This window comes from Rhodococcus spelaei, assembly GCF_006704125.1.
Classification (GTDB): domain Bacteria; phylum Actinomycetota; class Actinomycetes; order Mycobacteriales; family Mycobacteriaceae; genus Rhodococcus_G; species Rhodococcus_G spelaei.
This window is the reverse complement of record NZ_VIGH01000005.1, coordinates 80,645-100,136: the sequence shown is the minus strand read 5'-3', so window position 1 is coordinate 100,136 and position 19,492 is coordinate 80,645. Positions and strand designations below refer to the sequence as shown.

The following is a 19,492-nucleotide window of genomic DNA, read 5'->3' as shown; positions in this document are numbered from 1 at the left end:
GTCCCGTCAGCCTCGCACGCGTCAGCGTGAGTGGAGCGCGGCGAAAATCTCGTCGCGCGCCACGCGTCGGGGCATCCGCGCGACCGAGGCGAGTGCGGCCTCCACCCGCTCCGCGCCGAGCGCCGCTTCCGCCGCATCCAGGTGCCGCGACCACTGCATCGACGGAAAATCCTGGCGGGCAGCCACTCTGGTCGCCAGCACCACCAGCCGCAACCCGCCGTCCGGGTCCCGGCCGGTCGCAATGTCGAAGCTGCCCACCGCGCACGCGACGCCGCCGGTCTGCGGCAGGTCCGCATAACCGTCGGCTCCGAGTCGCAACACGGCGGTCCGCACGAACGCATCCACCCGGTCGACGATCCCGCCGATGCGACCGGCGAGCACGTGCGCCGCCACCGCAGCTGCCGCCAGGATCAAGCCGAACGGATCGGGGTTGTCCCCTGCGTTCTCCCACCCGAGGAGCTCGACGGCATGGTTGTAGCCGCGCAGGCCCGCCTCGACGTCCCCGACCGCCAGTGCCACCTCGGCCGCGGCCGCGGCGAGGGCGGCGGTGCTCTGGTTGGCATCGCCGATCCCGAAGCTCACGCGCTCACCCCCGACGGTCAGCGCCACCTCGTCGGCCGCCGATCCACCCGCGTCCAGTTCCCGCCGGGCCTCGTCCACCCGTCCCGCACCGACCAGGGCAGCCCCGATGTAGCTGCGCAGGGTCGTGCTCTCCTCGTAGGCGTGCAGATCCCACAGCAGTTCGGCTGCGCGCCGGTAGTACCCGACCGCCTCGTCGTAGCGCGCGGACTGTCCGGCCAGGCTGCCGAGATGCTGCAGCACCATCGCCAGACCCCAGACGTCCCCGGTCGCCTCCGCGAGGGCCAGCGCCTGTCTGCCGTCCGACCCCGAACCGTACAAATCGCCGCTGTTCTCCCGCAGATTCGCCCGCGCCATGTACGCGGCGCTACGCGCACCCGGATCGGGCGACCGGACGCCGCGAGCGAGCGTGCGGGCCAGCCCCTTACCCGAAACCGGCATGACCATCAATGACGCAGCCATGCGCAACGTCTGATCGATGTCGGTGTGCGACGCCAAGATCGCCCGCAGCCGGATCCGCATCACCGCCAGCGCCCTGCTGACCCCGGCGAACGCGGTGTGCCCACAGATCACCAGGTACGTCAGCGTCAGGAAGTTCCCGGGCAGTTCGGGTCCGAACCGACGGGGGTCGACCTCGAGCATTCGCGGTGCGAAGGCGATGACCTCGGAGTGTGCACCGCGGATCGTCCAGGTGGTACCCAGCACCGGGAACACGGTCAGCGCCGCGCGCCCCTCGCCCGTGGAGAGCGCGTGGCGCAGCACCGCCAGCAGGTTGTCGTGCTCGGCCTCGACCCGCAGCGACGTCGCGACCTGATCGCCGCTCAGGAAGTCGCGCACGGCATCTCGGCAGAACGCCTCGGCCCAGGCGAGGGTGCGAGCGCCCACCTCGTCGGCCTCCCCGGCCGCCGCCAACTGCTCCTCGCCGAACTCCCGGACCGTCTCGAGCATGTGGTAGCGCAGACCGGGCGAGTCCGACCCCTCCACGACGGCCAGCAACGACTGGTTCACCAGCCCGTCGAGCGCGGCGTCGATGTCGGTGACCTGACCCCACTGCGCCACCTCGGCGGCCGCGGCGAGCGTGAAACCTGCTGGGAAACGGCACAATCGACGCAAGGCGGCCTGCTGCGCCGGCTCGAGCAGGTTCCAGCTCCACTCGATCACGGCGCGCAGTGTGCGGTGCCGCTCCGGTGAGGTGCGGTCACCCGACCGCAACAACGAGAACCGGTCGGTCAGTCTGGCGTTGATCTCCTGGACGCTCATCGTGCGCACCCGCGCGGCCGCCAGCTCGATGGCCAGTGGCAGTCCGTCGAGTGTCCGGCACAGCCGGGCGACCTCACCCGGGTCGAGTTGGGCCGCCGGACGGACCGCCAGCGCGCGGGTCCGGAACAGCTCGGTCGCGGGTGAACCCGCCTCGTCGATCACCAACGGCGGCAACGGGTACACCGCCTCCGCGGTGATCGCCATCGGGGCGCGACTGGTGGCCAGCACGGTCAGGTTCTCGCTCGCCGCCACCAGGTCGGCCACCACCTCCGCGACGTCGTCGACCAGGTGCTCGCAGTTGTCCAGGATCAGCAACGAGCGCCGGGCCGACAGCGCCTCACGCAGGCGATCGCGCGCGTCGTGCAGCCGCGCCCGAGTCAACCCGGACCCCGGTGTCAGCTCCGCTTCGCTGAGGCCGAGGGTGCCGCTGATCGCCGCCACCACGTCGCCGCCACTGCGGAGCGACGCCAGCTCCACGAGGACGACCGGGATACGTTCGGCGACACGGGAACCGAGCGCATGGGCGACCCTCGTCTTGCCGGTTCCACCCGGACCCAGGACGGTGACCGCCCGGCTGGTCGTCAACAGCTCCTCGATCGCGTCGAGGTCGCCGTCCCGGCCGAGCAGCGCGTTCGGCGCCGCCCGCAGGCCCAGCGCCGACGGCAGTGGCCTGGTCCCGGGGCGGTCTGGCCCCGCGGCGCCGTGATCGAGTTGTCCGGGAACGGGATTCACGACGGTCGCCGCGTCCGACCGGGGCGCACCTCCCGTCAGCACCGCGGCATTGAGCTCCACCAGCCGCGGCGACGGGTCGGTGCCGAGCCGGTCCGCCAGTCGCGCTCGCAGTCCCGCGAACACCTCGAGCGCCTCGTTGGACCGGCCGAGCCCGTGCAGCACGACCATCAGCTGCCCGTGCGACTGCTCGTCGAGCGGCGCCCGTTCGACCGAAGACCGGGCCAGCGGCAATGCCAGGCGCAGTTCGCCGGCGGCCACCAGCGCGGCGAGCTCGACCGCGTCCAGCCCGGCCAGACGTGCCGACGCCTCGTCCGCCAACTCTCGCGCGGGCTCGCCGGGTGGCAGGTCCGCGCCGGGTTCGCCGCGCCACAGCGCGCGCGCCTGCTGGGCTTTCACGACCGCGCCCCGATGGTCCCCCTCGGCGTGCAGCTGCGCGGCCTGCTGCTCGAGCATCCGGGCGAATGTGAGGTCGACCTGGCCCCGACCGAGATCGAGACGGTAGCCGGCCGGACCCATCTCGATCGTGCCCTCGGGCAACGCCGCCCGCAGCCGGGAGATCTGCGTGTGCAGGGCGTTGAGTGGCGAGCGCGGCGGATTCTCGCCCCACACGTCCTCGATCAGTGCCTGGGCGCTGCGGGAGCCACCGGGCCTGCGGGCGAGGGCGACCAGCAGGCTGCGCGCCCGCGCGCCCGGCAACGGCACCAGCACGCCCTCGCGGCGCGTCGAGACCTCGCCCAGCAGGGCGACCTCGATCGGCGGTCCCGCGGGCGCAGTCGCTGCGGAGACACTCGTGACTGGATGCACCGGCGACAATGCTAGTGCCTCGCGGCGACTCGATTCCGTACTGGTGAAAGGATCGCCCCATGGCTTCTGTCTCCGAATGGATCGAGGGTGCCCGTCCGCGCACCCTGCCGAACGCGATCGCCCCCGTGCTGGTCGGTACCGGCGCGGCCGCCTCGATCGGCGGCGCGGTGTGGTGGAAGGCAGTACTCGCACTGGTCGTCTCGATGTCGTTGATCATCGGGGTGAACTTCGCCAACGACTACTCGGACGGTATCCGCGGTACCGACGACGAGCGGGTCGGCCCGCTGCGCCTGGTCGGATCGAAGCTGGCCTCGCCGGCCGCGGTCAAGACCGCCGCGTTCACCTGCTTCGGTCTGGCCGCGGTGGTCGGGGTGGTGCTCGCGCTCACCTCTGCGTGGTGGCTGATCCTCGTCGGCGCGGTGTGCATCGCGGGCGCCTGGTACTACACCGGCGGCAGGAACCCTTACGGCTACAGCGGTTTCGGTGAGGTCGCGGTGTTCGTGTTCTTCGGGCTGGTCGCGGTGTGCGGCACCCAGTTCGTGCAGGCCGAGCGGGTGGACTGGGTGGGCGTGGTCGCCGCGATCGCCGTCGGTTCCTTCTCGAGCGCGGTCCTCGTCGCGAACAACCTGCGGGACATCCCGACGGACGCCGAGTCCGGCAAGAACACCCTGGCGGTGCGGCTCGGCGACGCGGGCACCCGGACCCTGCACCTGGTCCTGCTGGTGGCGCCGTTCGTGGTGACACTGATCCTTGTCGCCCGCACGCCGTGGGCGCTGGCCGGACTGGTGGCAGTTCCGTTGGCGGTCAAGGCCAATGCGCCGGTGCGGTCCGGCGGGAAGGGACTGGCCCTGATTCCTGCGCTCGCCGGCACCGGTGCCGCCATGCTGGTGTGGGGCGTCGCGACCGGGCTCGGCCTCGGACTGGGCTGAGCCGACCCGCTTCCCGGGTGGGTCAGTTCTTCGAGGACGGCACCACTGCGCTGAGCACGAAGTTCACCAGCGAGATGATCAGCGCGCCCCAGACCGCGGTCCAGAAGCCGTCGACCGAGATGCCGAATTCGGTCGAGTCCGTGATCCACGAGGTCAGCAGCAGCATCAGCGCGTTGATCACCAGCGTGAACAGCCCGAGGGTGAGGATCAGCAGCGGCAGCGACAACAGCTGCACGAACGGCTTGATGAAGGCGTTCACCACGGTGAACACCAGCGCGATGAACAGGACAACCAGGATGTCGTAGCCGGTGCCCTTGTCGGAACTGGCGATCTCGATGCCGTTCACCCAGGCGGCGGCCAGCCAGATCGCGATCGCGTTGATCACCAGACGTACCAGAAAGCTCATGGGTGCATGCTGGCACATCGGCTGCGACGACGCGCCGCACTACGCCTGCCGGACGGCCTGAATCAGTCGGGGACCGGCCACACCCGGTGCCTCCGCCGCCTCGATCCGGCCTGCCTCGACCAGCAGTTCGCGCGGGTAGGACACCTCGACCCGCCAGCCGTGCGCAGCCAGTCGGTCGACGACGTCGACGGGCCCCGGGCGCTTCCACAGGCCACGGATGTCGGCGAACGGATCGGTCGCGGTCGGCGCGACGGTAACCTCCCCCTCGATCCGCAACGCGGTGACGGCCACCCGCGACCCGGGCGCCGAGGCCGCGGTGACCGCGCCCAGCAGTCGCTCCACCTGGTCCGCCTCCAGATAGGCGAGCAGTCCCTCCGCGATCCACAATGTCGGAGTGGTCGGGTCGAATCCGGCCTCGGCGAGCGCGGGGACCCACTCGTCACGAAGGTCGACGACGACCGTCCGTCTGCGGCAGGTGGGCTCGGCACCCACCGCGCACAGTGCGGACTCCTTGAACGAGAACACATCCGAGCGGTCGACCTCGAACAGCGCGAGGGTCGCCGGCCACCCCAACCGGAAGCCGCGGGTGTCGAGGCCTGCGCCGAGGACGACGACCTGTCCGATGCCGTCGCGCACGGCAGTCGAAGCGACGGCGTCGAGGAACAACGTGCGCGCGACGATCCAGTGGTACATCGCGACGACAGCCCGGACTGCGTCGGGGTCCATCGTGGTGCGGTCGCGCGTGTCCGTGGTTCCCGCCGCGTCGAGGAAGACTGCTGCGAGTGGGTCCGCGAACAGTCGGTCGGGACGCGCGGTCTCGGCCGCGCGGGCCCTGGCCACCGCCAGTGCGGTGCCGCCGACCCCCTCGGGCGCGCTCATGGCTTCCACTCGACCAACCCTAGTGACGGCGCGCTAGAAAGGAGGGATGATCCGCGTCGCCACCCCTGCCGACCTACCCCGACTGGCGGGGATCGAGGTCGCGGCCGGCGCGATGTTCGCCACGCTGGGTATGGCGCTCGTCGCCGACGACGACCCGTTCACCGTCGAGGAACTCGCGCAGTACCAACGCGCCGGCCGGGCCTGGGTCGCCGTCGACGCGGGCGATGCGCCGGTCGGGTACGCACTGGCGCTCGAGGTGGACGGGGGCGCGCATCTCGAGCAGGTGTCGGTGCACCCCGACTTCGCCGGCCGGCGACTCGGCGCCGCGCTGGTCGAGGAGGTGTCCGCGTGGGCCGCCGACCGCGGTCTGCCCTGGCTGACCCTGACGACGTTCGCCGCCGTGCCGTGGAACGCACCGTACTACGAGCGGCTCGGATTCGAGATCCTGCCGGACGCCGACCTGGGCCGCGGGTTGGTCGCGATCCGGGCGGACGAGGCAGCGCACGGACTCGACACGTGGCCCCGCGTGACGATGCGGCGACGCACCGGGGCCTGAGCCCTTCCACCGGTGACGACTGCGGGTCGACAATGGGATGGCCCGGATTCCTGTCCGGGCGCACGCCAATCGGGGGCGAAGGAGATCGTCATGAGCGTCGTCGTGATAGCCCGATTCCCGGTCGCCGATGTGGCCGCGGCCAAGCAGTCGCTCGCCGACAACGGTGCCCTGCTCGAGGAGATCACCACCGAGGCACTGGCCTCGGGTGCCCACCATCACCGGTTCGCCGAGGGCGGCGGGGATCTGCTGGCTATCGACGAATGGGAGAGCGCCGAGGCGTTCCGGGGTTTCTTCACCGACAACGCGAAGATCGCCAAGATCACCGAGGCCTCCGGGGTCCAGGGTCCTCCTGTGGTCGAGTTCTTCGCGACGGTCGAGGCGGCAGGCACCTTCTGACCGGGCGTCGTCAGGCAGCCCGGTCCAGCAGGGCGACGACCCGGCGACGCAGCTCCGCGGTCGTCAGATGCTCCTCGATCAGACCGCACGCCACGCCGTCACCACCGCGAACGAGGCCGAGCACCAAGTGCTCGGCCGAGATTCCGGTGTCCTTGCGCGCCAGCGCTTCCCGCAGGCCCAGCTCGATCACCTTCTTGGCCTCCGGCGCGAACGGAGTGTGCCCGATCCTGCGACCGAGCCACCCGCGCCGCTCGTCGGCGCCGAGGTCGGGGCGGTCGAGCGCGTCCTCCCCGAAGCTCGCCTCGAGGCTCTCGCGCACCGCGTCGAGGTCGATGCCGATGGACCGGAGCGCCTCCGCGTCCTCGGCCCCGAGTGCCTGACCGCCGCGCAGTTCCGTCAGTCGGGCCCGGACCGCCTCGGCGGTCAGACCCGCTTCGTCGAGGAGCGCGCCCAGCTCGGTGGCGTGCGCGGCGACGAGCACGCCGAGCAACAGGTGCTCCGGTCCGATTCGCGGCGCCCGCAGTGCTCTCGCCTCGTCTTGCGCGACGACGACGGTCGCGCGTGCCTCGGTGGTGAACCGTTCGAACATCGCGACTACCGCCCTCTCCGGTTGTGTTTCTGGTGGACTGCCTGCCGACTCACCTCGAGCGCGTCCGCAATGGCCTGCCAGGACCAACCCTGGTCGCGGGCACTGCGGACCTGAATGGCCTCGAGCCTCTCGAGCAGCCTGCGGAGCGCGAGTACGGCCCGCAGTCCGACCGAGGGGTCGGGACTACCTGCGGCTGCCGCAAGATTCGTCGCTTCGGTCATGATGTCAACGTAGATTGACGACGGGCGGGCGTCAAGGGACGTTGACATACAGGTGCGGCCCGCCCAGATCACTGGACGGGCCGCACTCTGCGAAGGTGTGGAGCTGCGCGGTACTACTTCTTGGCCGGCGGGGCGTTGAGCAGGGTGATGAACTGCTGTGCGTTGGCGGCGGCGCCACCGAGACCGCCGATGGCAGTGCCGGCGAGCGAGGCACCGGAGCCCAGCAGCAGCGCGCCACCGATGCAACCCGCGATCGGGCCGGCACCGAACAGCATCGCGGCCGGAGCGGACACGACGCCCGCCGCGACGGCACCGAGCAGGCAGCCGCCGACCAGGCCGGTCGCGGCACCCATGAAGCCGCCGACGGCGCCGGTCAGGGTGATCGGGTCCTTGACCGCCGCGACCGCGGCGGGCATGTCGATGTCCTTGACCGGCAGGGCGACCGGGGTCGCGGCAGCCGGGGCGGTGTCGGCGGTCAGGGTGGCGGTGTGGCCGTCGATCTGCGCGGCGATCGGATGCGCGACACCGTCGTACGCGATCGACAGCGGCACCGACTCGACCGTGGCGCCGCTGGCATCACGGACGACGAGATGGTTGTCCTCGTTGCTCAGGGATCCGCCCGGGGTGTCGACGATCACCTTGTCGCCACTGCGGGTGACATTCCACCCGACGCCAGGCGAGGCGGCGGGCGCGGGATCCGCGTACGCGGTGCCGGCAACGACACCCATGGACGCGATGGTCATGGCCGCGACGGCCACCATTTTGGTCATCTTCATGGTCGGTGAGATTCCTTTTTCGCCATTCCACAGCCCCGGAGGTGCTGCGGGTGTGCCGGTCGTAGCCAGCCGGTGACGCCCCCGTCGGTTGACGGGGACGAACGCGCTGAAGTGCTGTCGCGACGATGGGACTGCAAGCGCGGGTTGGAGACGTGCACGACCGTAAGGAGGAAATGCTTCCCCACGATTGACGAAAGGTGACCGCCGAGTAGCGAGAGATGTACAGACACTTACAAATTGCTCACCCGAAACTAAACTCGAAGGAAAGAAACACGAAATCTTCTCGTGACAAATCCCGGTTGCAACACTGCGGCTACGCCACTGCCAGCTATTTTCCCAACCCGCTACCGTTTCGCAAATTTGCAACCGCATGCGAGAAATAGGACGAGTGGCGCATATCCTACAAAACCGACTTGGGTCGGATGTGTGCGACGACGGCACGAATGGCGCCGTCCGAGATCTCGAATGTCTCGGCGATCTGGACCGTCATCAGCCGCGTCCGCCCGATCCCCGCGTCGAGCAGGTACCGGGTGGACACGACGTCGCCCGATTCCGACATCTCCAGGTCACGGATGCCCTGGATGACGCGGTACTGCGGCCCCCGCCGCAGGTCGCGGGTCATCTGCGGGCCCGAGAAGCCGGTCTTGAGTCCGGCCTCGACCCGGGTCGCATCGGGCGCGAAACGCACCGCGGAGGGATCGTGCGAGATCAGGGCATCGATGTACGCCCGCGCGAGCGCCTCCCCCGCGCTGTCGGGTCGGGTCGGGTCGGCCGAGACGGCGGCACCAGCGGTGGGGCGCGCACCGCCACGCAGCGTCGTCACCACAGCCGCGGCGACGATTCCGAGGGCGGACAGGGCAAGGATTCGGCGGGCTCGCATGGCGGCAGCGTAGCCGAACGAGACTGCCGGTCTCGCGCGTTCGCCAGTCACCCGACGTCGACCCGCCCCACTCACGGTGGCCGAGCTGTGATCGGCATTCGACCACGCACGGCCGCCCCGCTGCGTCACCATCGAGGGTGGAGAGCGCCTCGCCACGCGGCCGCGACCCGCGGCGCCCGAGGATCTCCGGACCGAACGGACCCGGACATGCGAACCGTGACCACACTGACCCAGCTCGCCGCATCCACCGCCGTCGCCGCCCTGGTCGTGCTCACCCCGGCGCTGGTCGGCGCCGCCGCTCCCGCGCACGCGACGCCGTCGCAGGGTGTCACCACCGAGACCCTCGGCCAAGTCCCGCTCAGTGGGTCCGTGCTGCCCGAGCCGGCGGGCCACTCCGCGCTGCCCGCGCAGGTGACCGCGACGCTGCGGCGGATCGTCATCGCGCCGGGCGGCACGACCGGCTGGCACCACCACCTCGGCCACGTCGCGGGCGTCGTGGTCTCGGGCACGCTGACCCGGCAGCTCGACGACTGCTCGTGGCAGACCTCGCCGGCAGGCTCGATGGTCTCCGAGACGCCGGACAGCGACCACGTCGGACTCAACCTCGGCCCCGAACCGGTGGTGCTGGAGGTCCTGTACCTGCTGCCGGAGGGGGCCCCCTTCTCGACTGACGCTCCCGCGCATTGCTCTTAGCTTGACCTCGAGTGCACTTCAGGTTTTACCGTCGGAAAGGCACGCGAGGCGGGCATGTCCCACCCCCGCCGTAGCGTTGCACCGGTCAGAACCCGACACTGAGAGGCCCCACTCCTATGAGCATGGAATCGGTCGCCTGGTCCTCGATGCACCAGATGATGACCGCGCAGGACGAGAAGCGACCCTTTTCGCGAGCGACCTTGCGCCGGATCCTCGGCTTCGCGCAACCGCACCGGCGGCGTCTGATCCTGTTCCTCGTCGTCAGCGTCGCGACCGCTGCCCTGGCCGTGGCGACCCCGGTGCTGGCGGGCCGCGTCGTCGACGCGATCGTCCAGGGCTCGGACGCGAACGTCGTCGTGCGACTCGCCCTGCTGATCGCGGCGATCGCCGTCATGGAGGCGGCACTGGGGCTCTACAACCGATTCCTCTCGTCGAGCATCGGCGAGAGCCTGATCCTGGACCTGCGCACGGCCGTCTTCGACCACGTCCAGAAGATGCCGATCGCCTTCTTCACCCGCACCCGCACCGGCGCGCTGGTCAGCAGGCTCAACAACGACGTCATCGGCGCGCAGCGCGCATTCAGCAACACCCTCTCCGGGGTGGTCGCGAACGTGGTGACGCTGACCCTGACCCTCGTGGTGATGCTGGGCATCTCCTGGCAGATCACCGTGCTCTCTCTGGTGCTGCTGCCGGTGTTCGTCCTGCCCGCACGGCGGATCGGCCGCAAGATGGCCGGGCTTCAGCGCGAGGCAGCCAACCTGAACTCCTCGATGAGCACCCAGATGACCGAGCGTTTCTCGGCGCCGGGCGCCACCCTGGTCAAATTGTTCGGCCGGCCCGCCGACGAGTCCACCCAGTTCGAGGTCCGGGCCCTGCGGGTCCGCGACATCGGCGTCCGCACCGCGATGACTCAGTCCGCATTCGTGACGGCACTGACACTGGTCTCGGCGCTCGCGCTGGCGCTGGTGTACGGCCTCGGCGGCTGGTTCGCGCTGCGCGGCTCCCTGGAGGCCGGTTCGGTGGTGTCCCTCGCACTGCTACTCACCCGGCTGTACGCACCCCTGACCTCTCTGGCCAGCGCCCGCGTCGACGTGATGAGCGCGCTGGTCAGCTTCGAGCGGGTATTCGAGGTGCTCGACCTCGAGCCTCTGATCGCCGAGCCGGCGAACCCGCGACCGATGCCCGAGGGCCCCCTGTCGGTCGAGTTCGACAGGGTGCGCTTCGCCTACCCGTCCGCAGACAAGGTCTCCCTGGCCTCGCTCGAGGAGGTGTCGACCCTCGATTCGCGCGGCGGCGTCGAGGTACTGCACGAGGTCAGCTTTCGCGCCGAACCCGGGCAGATGATCGCCCTCGTCGGCTCGTCGGGCGCGGGCAAATCGACCATCGCACAACTGGTTCCGCGGCTCTACGACTCCGACAGCGGTTCGGTGCGACTCGGCGGGGTGGACGTGCGCGACCTCACCGCCGACTCGATCCGGCGGAGTGTCGGGATGGTCACCCAGGACGGGCACCTGTTCCACGAGTCGGTGCGCGCGAACCTCCTGCTTGCCCGCCCCACCGCGACCGAGGAGGAACTGTGGGACGTCCTCGGCCGGGCCCGCCTGACGGAACTGATCGACTCGCTGCCCGACGGACTGGACACGGTGGTCGGTGAACGCGGCTACCGGCTCTCCGGCGGCGAACGCCAGCGCCTGACCATCGCCCGGTTGCTGCTCGCCCACCCGCGGGTGGTGATCCTCGACGAGGCCACCGCACACCTGGACTCCACTTCCGAGGCGGCGGTCCAGGCTGCGCTCGGCGAGGCCCTGACCGGCCGCACCTCAGTGGTCATCGCGCACCGGCTGTCGACGATCCGCGCCGCCGACGCCATCCTGGTGGTCGAGGCGGGCCGGGTGGTCGAGCGCGGCACCCACACCGAACTGCTGGCGGCGGGCGGACGCTACGAGGAGCTCTACCGCACCCAGTTCGCGGACGCCGAGACGAAGGCCGTCGCGCGCTGACGGATCAGACCTGCCAGCGGCCGGTCGCGGCGAACTCGTCGAGCGCCGCGGTCGGCCCGGTCAGGTCGAGTCCCTCGCCGCGCACCCAGTCGTCATCGAAATAGGTTCCCGCGTACCGCTCGCCGCCGTCGCAGAGCAGGGTCACCACGCTGCCGCTGCTGCCGGCCGCGAGCATCTCCGCGATCACCCCGAACGCGCCCCACAGATTGGTCCCCGTGGAACCGCCGACCCGCCTGCCGAGCGCACCGCTGGCGTGCCGGGCCGCCGCGATGGAGCCGGCGTCCGGCACCGCGACCATCCGGTCCACGACCTGCCCGACGAACGAGGGCTCGATGCGGGGCCTGCCGATTCCCTCGATCCGTGACGGCATGCCGGTCGTGTAGTCCGCGGACCCGGTCTCGTACCCGCCGATGAACGCGGAGTTCTCCGGGTCCACCACGAGCAGTCGGGTGGCGTGCCTGCGATAACGGATGTAGCGACCGATGGTCGCGCTGGTGCCGCCGGTGCCCGCGCCGACCACCACCCAGTCCGGGACGGGGTGCTGCTCGAGCCGCATCTGCTGGAAGATCGACTCCGCGATGTTGTTGTTGCCACGCCAGTCGGTTGCCCGCTCGGCGTGGGTGAACTGGTCCATGTAGTGCCCGTTGCACTCGGCGGCCAGCCGGTTCGCCTCGGTGTAGATCTCCGACGGGCGGTCGATGAAGTGGCAGCGGCCGCCCTGCGCCTCGATCAGCGCGACCTTCGCCGGGCTGGTGCTGCGCGGCATCACGGCCACGAAGTCGAGGCCGAGCAGCTTCGCGAAGTACGCCTCGCTGACCGCGGTCGACCCGGACGAGGCCTCGATGACCGTCGTGTCCTGGGTGACCCATCCGTTGCAGATCGAGTACAGGAACAGTGAGCGCGCCAGCCGGTGCTTGAGGCTGCCGGTGATGTGTGTGGACTCGTCCTTGAGGTAGAGCTGGACGTTCCACTCGGTGGGCAGCGGGTACCGCAGCAGGTGGGTGTCCGCGCTGCGCTGCGCGTCCGCGTCGATCAGCCGGACCGCGTTGTCGACCCAGTCGCGCGGACGACTGTGGTCGACGGTCCGATCCGCGGGCGAACTCACTTGTCGCCGGTCGCGTCGCCCCGCAGCTTGGCTCGAAGGTCGTCGCGGTCCCGGCGGCGCTGCTCGTCGACCGCCGAGATCTGCATGTTGACCCGGGTGCGCAGCGACTTGAACAGCACCAGCGACAGGGGCAGCGCGATCACGACCGCGAAGATCAGCGCGACCAGCAGCGGGACGTCGACGTTGATCAGCTGACTGACACCCAGGATCAGCGCCGCGATCAGGACCACGAGGCCGAGTCGGGCCAGGGTGTACAGCGCCAGATCTCGTGCCAGCCTGCCCTTGGCAGACGGCGGCGCGGCGGCGTTGTCGGAAGAATCGGCGGCCCGGGATGAATCAGTCACCCTCCCAGGCTACCGACCCGCCGCCGCCCGCTCACCAGTGCCGGACTTATCCGTTTTGCGAATTACCTCCGCTTTACCGACATTAGACAGTTCGAGTACCCGGGGGTCCCGATGCCACCATGTGCGCAACATCCGTTTCGACTAGCTCCGGGAGGGTCCTCAATGAGCGTCCCCGCGTTTCAAGCCACCCAGGAATCACTGCTCACCCCCGGGCAGGTGGCAGCCCTGTTCCATGTCGACCCCAAGACGGTCACGCGATGGGCACACGCCGGACGTCTCGGATCCCTGCGCACCCCGGGCGGCCATCGCCGCTTCCGCGAGTCCGAGGTGATGGCGCTGCTGAGCTCGCTGACCACCGAGGCCACCGCCCGCTGAGCCGCGACTAGTCCCCACCCGGTTCGGGCGGGTTCTCGATGCCGTCGCGCTCGTCGCGCTCGGCCCACTCGAGCAGCGGCGCGAGGTCGAAGACTGCGTCGTCGATGCCCGCGTGCAGGTCGCCGAGCTCGGCGAACCGCGGTGTCATCGTCGCGATCGTGAAGTCCTTCGGCGTGGCGGTGTCCAGCTCGTCCCAGCGGATCGGCGCAGAGACCCTCGCCTCCGGCACCCCGCGTACCGAGTAGGCCGCGGCCATCGTGTGGTCGCGCGCGTTCTGGTTGTAGTCGACGAACAGGGCCGCCGGGTCCCGGTCGCGACGCCACCAGGTGGTGGTCGCCTCCCCCGGCACCCGCCGTTCGACCTCGCGTGCGAAGGCGAGCGCCGCCCGCCGGACGTCCGCGAACCCGTGGTCGGGCCGGATCCGGACGTACACGTGCAGGCCGCGACCGCCGGACGTCTTCGGCCAGCCCACCGCGCCGAGCTCGCCGAGGACCTCACGCACCACACCGGCCACCCGGAGCGCCCGATCCCACCCGCAGTCGGGCATCGGATCCAGGTCGATCCGCCATTCGTCCGGCTTCTCCACATCGGCGCGCCGTGAGTTCCACGGATGGAACTCGACCGTCGACATCTGCACCGCCCAGATCACGTCGGCGAGCTCGGTGACACACAGTTCGTCGGCGTCCCGGTTGTAGCGGGGGAAGTGCACCCGGACGGTCTGCAGCCACGGCGGTGCTCCGCGCGGCACCCGCTTCTGGTGCACCTTGTCCCCAGCCAACCCGTCGGGGAACCGGTGGAGCATGCACGGCCGCTCCCGCAGCGCGCGGACGACGCCGTCCCCGACGGCGAGGTAGTACTCGACGAGGTCGAGTTTCGTGGCGCCGATCGCGGGGAAGTACACGCGGTCGGGATGCGAGACGCGCACGACGCGGCCTCCGACGTCGATCTCGACGGCACTCCCGGCGGCGGCGGCCATGCGTCCGAACCTACCTCGGAAACTTCGGGCCCGCTGGGTGGGATCTCTGCCCCGCGACCGGCCCGTTTCGTGTAATACTGCAACACGTTCTACCCGTCTCGTGACGACTCGCCGAGTCGGGTCTTGCCCCTGCAGATGAGGACTTGATGAGCGACGCGACCCCCGCCGTCGAGGGCTGGTTCACCACCGGCCCGGAGCCGGCCCTGATCGGAAGCTCGTGCCGGTCCTGCGGCACGATCTCCTTCCCCCGGGAAACCACCTTCTGCAAGAACCCGGCCTGCTCCGGCGAGGAGTTCGACGACGTCGAGCTGTCCCGCCGCGGCACTGTCTGGTCGTACACCGACGCGCAGTACAAGCCGCCGGCGCCGTACATCCCCACCACCGACCCGTACGTCCCGTTCGCGCTGGCCGCGGTCGAACTCGCCGAGGGCCTCGTCGTTCTCGGTCAGGTCGCCGACGGCTTCGGCGTGGCGGACCTCAAGGTGGGCAACGAGGTGGAGCTGGTCGTCGAGACGCTCTACACCGACGAGACCGGCGAGCGCACCATCTGGCGCTGGAAGCCGGTCACCGCACAGAACGGGGCACAGGCATGAACAGCAACCACGACGTGGCGATCCTCGGCGTCGGCATGCACGCCTGGGGCAAATGGGGACAGCCGTTCGTCAGGTACGGCGTCGCGGCCGCCCGCGCCGCCCTCGCCGACTCCGGCGTGGACTGGCAGGACGTCGACTACATCGTCGGCGGGGAGACGGTCCGCAACGGCTACGGCGGCTACGTCGCCGGCGCCACCTTCGCCCAGGCCCTCGGCTGGAACGGCGCCCGCGTCGCCACCTCGTACGCGGCGTGCGCGACCGGCGCCCAGGCCCTCGACACCGCCCGCGCCCGGATTCTCGCCGGCCTCTCGGACGTCGCCCTGGTCGTCGGCGCCGACACCACGCCCAAGGGCTTCCTCGCCCCGAACGCCGGCGAGCGCTGGGACGACCCGGACTGGCTGCGGTTCCGCCTGATGGGCATGACCAACCCCGGCTACTTCGCGCTCAACGCCCGCCGCCGCATCGACCTGTACGGCGCGACCGTCGAGGACTTCGCCGCGGTGAAGGTCAAGAACGCCAAGCACGGTCTGAACAACCCGAACGCGCGGTACCGCAAGGAGGTCGCCGCCGCGGACGTGCTCGCGTCGCCGATGGTCGCCGACCCGCTGCACCTGCTCGACATCTGCGCCACCTCCGACGGCGGCGCGGCGATCATCCTGACCTCGATGGAGTACGCCCGCAAGAAGGGCATCGTGGATCCGGTCAAGATCAAGGCCATCTCGACCGTCACCCCGACTTTCCCGCAGACCGTCATGGACATGCCGAACTTCTCCACCGAGTCGGCCTCGGCCGTCCCGGCGCCGGAGCGCACGTTCAAAGAGTCCATCGGTTACGCGGCCTACGAGGAGGCCGGCATCTCGCCGGAGGACGTCGACGTCGCCGAGGTCTACGACCTGGCCACCTCGGTCGAGCTCGACTGGATGGAGGACCTCGCGCTGTGCAAGCGCGGCGAGGCCGAGCACCTGCTGCGCGCCGGGGACACCACCATCGGCGGCCGCATCCCGGTCAACCCGTCCGGTGGCCTCGCCTGCTTCGGCGAGGCCGTCCCGGCGCAGGCACTCGCGCAGGTCTGCGAGCTCACCTGGCAGCTCCGCGGCCAGGCCGAGGGCCGCCAGGTCGAGGGCGCCCGCATCGGCATCACCGCCAACCAGGGCCTGTTCGGCCACGGTTCGTCGGTGATCGTCTCGGTGTAGTACCCACTGGTTCCGCGAACGGGCGGTTGTCGGACCGTCGGCCGAGAGGCCGACCCGGCAACCGCCCGTTCGCGTACTGCCGTCACGGATTGTCGGGTGATCGTCATGGCCTGGTCGCCCGACTACCCTGAACTTCAAGGAGGTGCGTCGTGATCTACCTGTTGGCGCTCGTCGGACTGGTGACGCTGGCCGTGCTGCTGTGGAAGGCCTTCGGACCGGACACTCAGGCACCGCCGGCCGGCCGGGTCGTGGGTCCGGACGACGATCCGGAGTTCTTGTGGCACATGAATCGACGGAACCACCCCCGGTCCGGCGAGGGTCCGGACAGCGGACCGGGTGACCGCCAGGAGTGACGCACAGGCGGGCCGCAAACAGGCCGTTCGATCAGGCGGGCGGGTGCGCCAGCGCCTTGAACATGCGGTCGGTCATCTTGACCGCCTGATCGCCGCCGTCCGCGTTCTGCACGAACACCGCGAACGCCAGGTCACCGCGTGAGCCGTAGAACCAGCGGTCGTCGTCGTGCCCGCCGGTCGCGCCGATCAGGTCGCCGTAACCGGCCAGCAGGTTGGCGTTGCCACGCTGCACGGTGTCTCGCATGACGCCGCGCAGCTGGTCGACGACCGCCGGCGGCAGGTTCGGCGCGGTCTCGGTGGTCGTGGCGGGCTGGCCCGCGGCGATCACCGGGACGGTCGGGCCGCCGCGCGAGATCGCGGCGGCCACCAGCGCCATCCCGAACGGGCTGACCATCACGTCGTCGGGCTTCTTGTCCGAGGCCGCTCGCATCAGGTTGGGCCCGCCGCTGGGGAAGGTTGCGGTCTGCTGGTCGAGGCCGGGAATCTTGTAGCCGAGCGCGAGCCCGAGTTCCTTGGCCGCGTGCTCGACGTCGGTGTTCTGCGCGGCCGCGGCGGTGCGGACCAGGTCGAGCGCCGAGCCGGACGGGTACAGCCCGGTGAACGCGATCGGCCCCTGGTCGCTGGCCTGGTTGTTCTGCGCGACCGCGACCAGCGCACCGGTCGACGGCTGGATCGCGACGATCGCGGCGGGCGTCCCGACGCTGACCACAGCGTCCTCCGCCGCCAACTGCAGGTGCGGCTCCAGGGTCGCCCTGATGTCCGGCCCGGGCGGGCCCTGGTAGCCGGTCAGCGGCGTCCGGGTGCCGTCCGGGGCCACCGCGTTCACCGCCCAGCCTGCGGTCGCGTCGCGGTTCGCCTGCCAGACGTTGCGCATCGCGTCCACGACCGGGCTGGTGACCCGCCGGTCCACGGTGATGAGCTTGGGCTGGGCGTCGATCACCACCCCTTGGATGGCCCGCAGATCGTTCTCGAGGACCGCGAAGTCACCGTCGCGCAGGCTCACCGCGGTGACCTGCTTGCCGTGCGCCGCGGCGAGGTCCTGCTGCATCGACTCCGCGGTGATCAGCGGCGCGACCGGTTCGATGACCTTCGCGAGCCGGGTGGTCGTTCCCACCGGATCGGGCATGGTCGCCGGGTCGAGTTTCACCGCGTTGATGCGCTGTTCGGTCATCAGGGGCACGCCGGCGATGTCGAACACGGTCGGGGGTGCGGCATCGGTGCGGTCCAGTCGGAGGGTGCGACCGTTACCGATGCCGGGCGCGAGGGTCTGCGGATTCCAGGACACCCGCCAGCCGACCGACAGCTTGCGGACCCAGCCGTCGACGTTGTACTTCCAGGTGCGGTCCTTGCCGAGGTCCCAGGTCGCCGCGGCGTTGAACATCCCCGAGTCGGGACCGAGGCTGATCACCTGGTTGACGTCGAAGTCGACCTTCTCGGGCTCGAGCGCGTCGAACATCTGCTTCATCGACGCCTTCGCCGCACTCGGATACGACGTCAGGTCGGCCGCGGCGTCCACGTCGTGGGCGTTGAGCGCCCCGACGAACTGCGCGACCACCGAGTCGGGATCGTTCTTCGGTTTGTGCAGGACCCCCGAGACGACGCCGACCCCGAGCACCAGCGCCGTGCCCAGCGCGATTCCGTTCCAGACCCGAAGCGACCCACGAACCGTGCGCATGTATCGATCATCGGGTACGGGCGGCGACAATGTCGGGCGACCGGACTCCCGAAGTGGTCACAACTCCGCCACAGTTCCGTGACCTTCGGAGACCTTGGCTACGGTTCCGCAATCTGCGCGTGACCTGACCACCGGCAGCAACGGGAACGGTAACGATCCGGCCCGCGGTCGGGGCGCAGGAATCAGCTCAGGCCGGCGTAGGAATGCAGGCCCGAGACGACCATATTGATGATGAACAGATTGAACAGCATCGCAACGAAGCCTGCGATGTTGATCCACGCCGCGCGGGTGTTCCGCCATCCCGAGGTGGCGCGCGCGTGCAGGTAGGCGGCGTAGATGACCCACGCGATGAAGGACACCGTCTCCTTGGGGTCCCAACCCCAGAACCTGCCCCAGGCGGCCTCCGCCCAGATCGCACCGAGGATCACGCCCGCACCGAACAGCGGGAACGCGATGATCGTGGTCTTGTAGGCGAGCCGGTCGAGGGTCTGCGCGTCGGGCAGCCGGGAGGCGAGCTTGCCCCAGAAGCCGCCGCTCTCCTCGCCCTGCGGCTGCCGGATCCGGAGCAGGAACATCAGGCTGGCGACGCCGGAGACCAGGAAGATCCCACTGCCGGTGGCCACGATCGTGACGTGGATCGGCAGCCAGTACGACCGGAGCGCGGGCACCACGGGCGCGGCGTCGGCATAGAGCACGGTGGCCGCCAGGAACATCAGCGGAATGACCACGACCAGCACGTACACCCACAGCGACCGGTAGGTCTGGCTGCGCAGCGCGATCAGTCCGACCACCATCGCGGCGGCGGTCGCCATGGTGACGAACTCGTACATGTTGCCCAGCGGGAACCGCTCGGTGGCGAAGCCGCGCAACACGATCGCCGCGACCTGGAGCGCGACGCCGACGACCAGGATGGCCATCGCCATGTTGCCGAACCGCTCCGACCAGGGCTTGCGCGGCTGCTCGACCACTCGGCCCGGCACCGCGGCACTCGGGCCCGGGGCGGGGCCGCCCGCACCGACGAGTTCGCGCGCCTCGCGCTGGGCCACCGCGTCCGCGCGGGTGGTCGCGTACTGCGCGATCAGCAGCACGAAGGCCAGCACGTAGATCGCGAACGAGGACTCGAACGCCAGGTCGCTGTAGCGAGCCAGGGTTTCGTTGATCGGCATCGTGTGTCTCCT

Annotated in this window: 21 protein-coding genes; 9 read left to right on the top strand and 12 right to left on the bottom strand. The window is 70.2% G+C overall.

Features of this window, described 5'->3' with window-relative positions:
- Positions 1-21: 21 nt before the first annotated feature.
- Positions 22-3,375 carry an AfsR/SARP family transcriptional regulator gene (locus FK531_RS12570; RefSeq protein ID WP_246098129.1) on the bottom strand — a complete coding sequence of 1,118 codons (3,354 nt, stop codon included), beginning with the start codon at positions 3,373-3,375 and terminating at the stop codon, positions 22-24.
- Between the two features lie 59 nt (positions 3,376-3,434).
- Here FK531_RS12570 and FK531_RS12565 point away from each other — a divergent pair, with 59 nt between their 5' ends.
- Positions 3,435-4,304: a 1,4-dihydroxy-2-naphthoate polyprenyltransferase gene (locus FK531_RS12565; protein WP_142099798.1), complete on the top strand. Its 870-nt coding sequence runs from the start codon at positions 3,435-3,437 to the stop codon at positions 4,302-4,304.
- Positions 4,305-4,326: 22 nt separating this feature from the next.
- Here the strand turns inward: FK531_RS12565 and FK531_RS12560 are convergent, their stop codons facing one another.
- Together FK531_RS12560 and FK531_RS12555 are read right to left on the bottom strand one after the other, a co-directional pair.
- A complete protein-coding gene (locus FK531_RS12560) occupies positions 4,327-4,710 on the bottom strand; it encodes a phage holin family protein (protein ID WP_142099796.1) in 384 nt (127 codons plus the stop codon).
- Positions 4,711-4,749: 39 nt separating this feature from the next.
- On the bottom strand, positions 4,750-5,589 hold the full coding sequence (locus tag FK531_RS12555; RefSeq protein WP_142099794.1) for an SAM-dependent methyltransferase: 840 nt from the start codon (positions 5,587-5,589) through the stop codon (positions 4,750-4,752).
- 46 nt (positions 5,590-5,635) lie between these two features.
- Between FK531_RS12555 and FK531_RS12550 the strand changes: the two genes are divergently transcribed.
- Entirely contained in the window at positions 5,636-6,145 is a 510-nt protein-coding gene (locus FK531_RS12550; RefSeq protein ID WP_142099792.1) for a GNAT family N-acetyltransferase, read from the top strand.
- Positions 6,146-6,235: 90 nt separating this feature from the next.
- Positions 6,236-6,541 (top strand): hypothetical protein, encoded by a 306-nt coding sequence (locus FK531_RS12545; RefSeq protein WP_142099790.1) that lies wholly within the window; start codon positions 6,236-6,238, stop codon positions 6,539-6,541.
- Positions 6,542-6,551: 10 nt separating this feature from the next.
- Here FK531_RS12545 and FK531_RS12540 read toward each other — a convergent pair whose 3' ends face one another.
- From FK531_RS12540 to FK531_RS12525, 4 genes are all read right to left on the bottom strand, one after another.
- Positions 6,552-7,130: a Clp protease N-terminal domain-containing protein gene (locus tag FK531_RS12540; protein WP_142099788.1), complete on the bottom strand. Its 579-nt coding sequence runs from the start codon at positions 7,128-7,130 to the stop codon at positions 6,552-6,554.
- A 5-nt stretch (positions 7,131-7,135) separates the two neighbouring features.
- A complete protein-coding gene (locus FK531_RS12535) occupies positions 7,136-7,351 on the bottom strand; it encodes an HTH domain-containing protein (RefSeq protein ID WP_142099786.1) in 216 nt (71 codons plus the stop codon).
- Between the two features lie 113 nt (positions 7,352-7,464).
- Positions 7,465-8,127 carry a DUF8020 domain-containing protein gene (locus tag FK531_RS12530; RefSeq protein WP_142099784.1) on the bottom strand — a complete coding sequence of 221 codons (663 nt, stop codon included), beginning with the start codon at positions 8,125-8,127 and terminating at the stop codon, positions 7,465-7,467.
- A gap of 400 nt (positions 8,128-8,527) precedes the next feature.
- Entirely contained in the window at positions 8,528-9,007 is a 480-nt protein-coding gene (locus FK531_RS12525) for a DUF8021 domain-containing protein (protein WP_246098128.1), read from the bottom strand.
- 207 nt (positions 9,008-9,214) lie between these two features.
- Between FK531_RS12525 and FK531_RS12520 the strand changes: the two genes are divergently transcribed.
- Together FK531_RS12520 and FK531_RS12515 are read left to right on the top strand one after the other, a co-directional pair.
- Entirely contained in the window at positions 9,215-9,700 is a 486-nt protein-coding gene (locus FK531_RS12520; protein ID WP_246098127.1) for a cupin domain-containing protein, read from the top strand.
- Between the two features lie 116 nt (positions 9,701-9,816).
- Positions 9,817-11,700: an ABC transporter ATP-binding protein gene (locus FK531_RS12515; RefSeq protein ID WP_142099783.1), complete on the top strand. Its 1,884-nt coding sequence runs from the start codon at positions 9,817-9,819 to the stop codon at positions 11,698-11,700.
- A 4-nt stretch (positions 11,701-11,704) separates the two neighbouring features.
- Here the strand turns inward: FK531_RS12515 and cds1 are convergent, their stop codons facing one another.
- Together cds1 and FK531_RS12505 are read right to left on the bottom strand one after the other, a co-directional pair.
- Positions 11,705-12,805, bottom strand: coding sequence for an L-cysteine desulfhydrase Cds1 (gene cds1, locus FK531_RS12510; protein ID WP_142099781.1), 1,101 nt, complete (start codon positions 12,803-12,805; stop codon positions 11,705-11,707).
- A complete protein-coding gene (locus FK531_RS12505) occupies positions 12,802-13,149 on the bottom strand; it encodes a DUF4229 domain-containing protein (protein WP_142099779.1) in 348 nt (115 codons plus the stop codon). Before FK531_RS12505 ends, cds1 begins: the two co-directional genes overlap by 4 nt.
- Before the next feature lie 162 nt (positions 13,150-13,311).
- Here FK531_RS12505 and FK531_RS12500 point away from each other — a divergent pair, with 162 nt between their 5' ends.
- Entirely contained in the window at positions 13,312-13,524 is a 213-nt protein-coding gene (locus tag FK531_RS12500; protein WP_142099777.1) for a BldC family transcriptional regulator, read from the top strand.
- Positions 13,525-13,531: 7 nt separating this feature from the next.
- Here the strand turns inward: FK531_RS12500 and ligD are convergent, their stop codons facing one another.
- Positions 13,532-14,500, bottom strand: a complete 969-nt coding sequence (ligD, locus tag FK531_RS12495) for a non-homologous end-joining DNA ligase (protein ID WP_142099775.1) — start codon at positions 14,498-14,500, stop codon at positions 13,532-13,534.
- Positions 14,501-14,646: 146 nt separating this feature from the next.
- Between ligD and FK531_RS12490 the strand changes: the two genes are divergently transcribed.
- From FK531_RS12490 to FK531_RS12480, 3 genes are all read left to right on the top strand, one after another.
- A complete protein-coding gene (locus tag FK531_RS12490) occupies positions 14,647-15,093 on the top strand; it encodes a Zn-ribbon domain-containing OB-fold protein (protein WP_142099773.1) in 447 nt (148 codons plus the stop codon).
- Positions 15,090-16,286 carry a lipid-transfer protein gene (locus tag FK531_RS12485; protein WP_142099771.1) on the top strand — a complete coding sequence of 399 codons (1,197 nt, stop codon included), beginning with the start codon at positions 15,090-15,092 and terminating at the stop codon, positions 16,284-16,286. Before FK531_RS12490 ends, FK531_RS12485 begins: the two co-directional genes overlap by 4 nt.
- Positions 16,287-16,435: 149 nt before the next feature.
- Complete coding sequence (locus tag FK531_RS12480) at positions 16,436-16,639, top strand: hypothetical protein (RefSeq protein WP_142099769.1); 204 nt, start codon at positions 16,436-16,438, stop codon at positions 16,637-16,639.
- A 31-nt stretch (positions 16,640-16,670) separates the two neighbouring features.
- On the opposite strand, the gene FK531_RS12475 is transcribed toward FK531_RS12480, so the two are convergent.
- Together FK531_RS12475 and ccsB are read right to left on the bottom strand one after the other, a co-directional pair.
- Positions 16,671-18,314 carry an NTF2-like N-terminal transpeptidase domain-containing protein gene (locus FK531_RS12475; RefSeq protein WP_142099767.1) on the bottom strand — a complete coding sequence of 548 codons (1,644 nt, stop codon included), beginning with the start codon at positions 18,312-18,314 and terminating at the stop codon, positions 16,671-16,673.
- Between the two features lie 182 nt (positions 18,315-18,496).
- Positions 18,497-19,480 (bottom strand): c-type cytochrome biogenesis protein CcsB, encoded by a 984-nt coding sequence (gene ccsB / locus FK531_RS12470; RefSeq protein WP_142099765.1) that lies wholly within the window; start codon positions 19,478-19,480, stop codon positions 18,497-18,499.
- Positions 19,481-19,492: the final 12 nt, after the last annotated feature.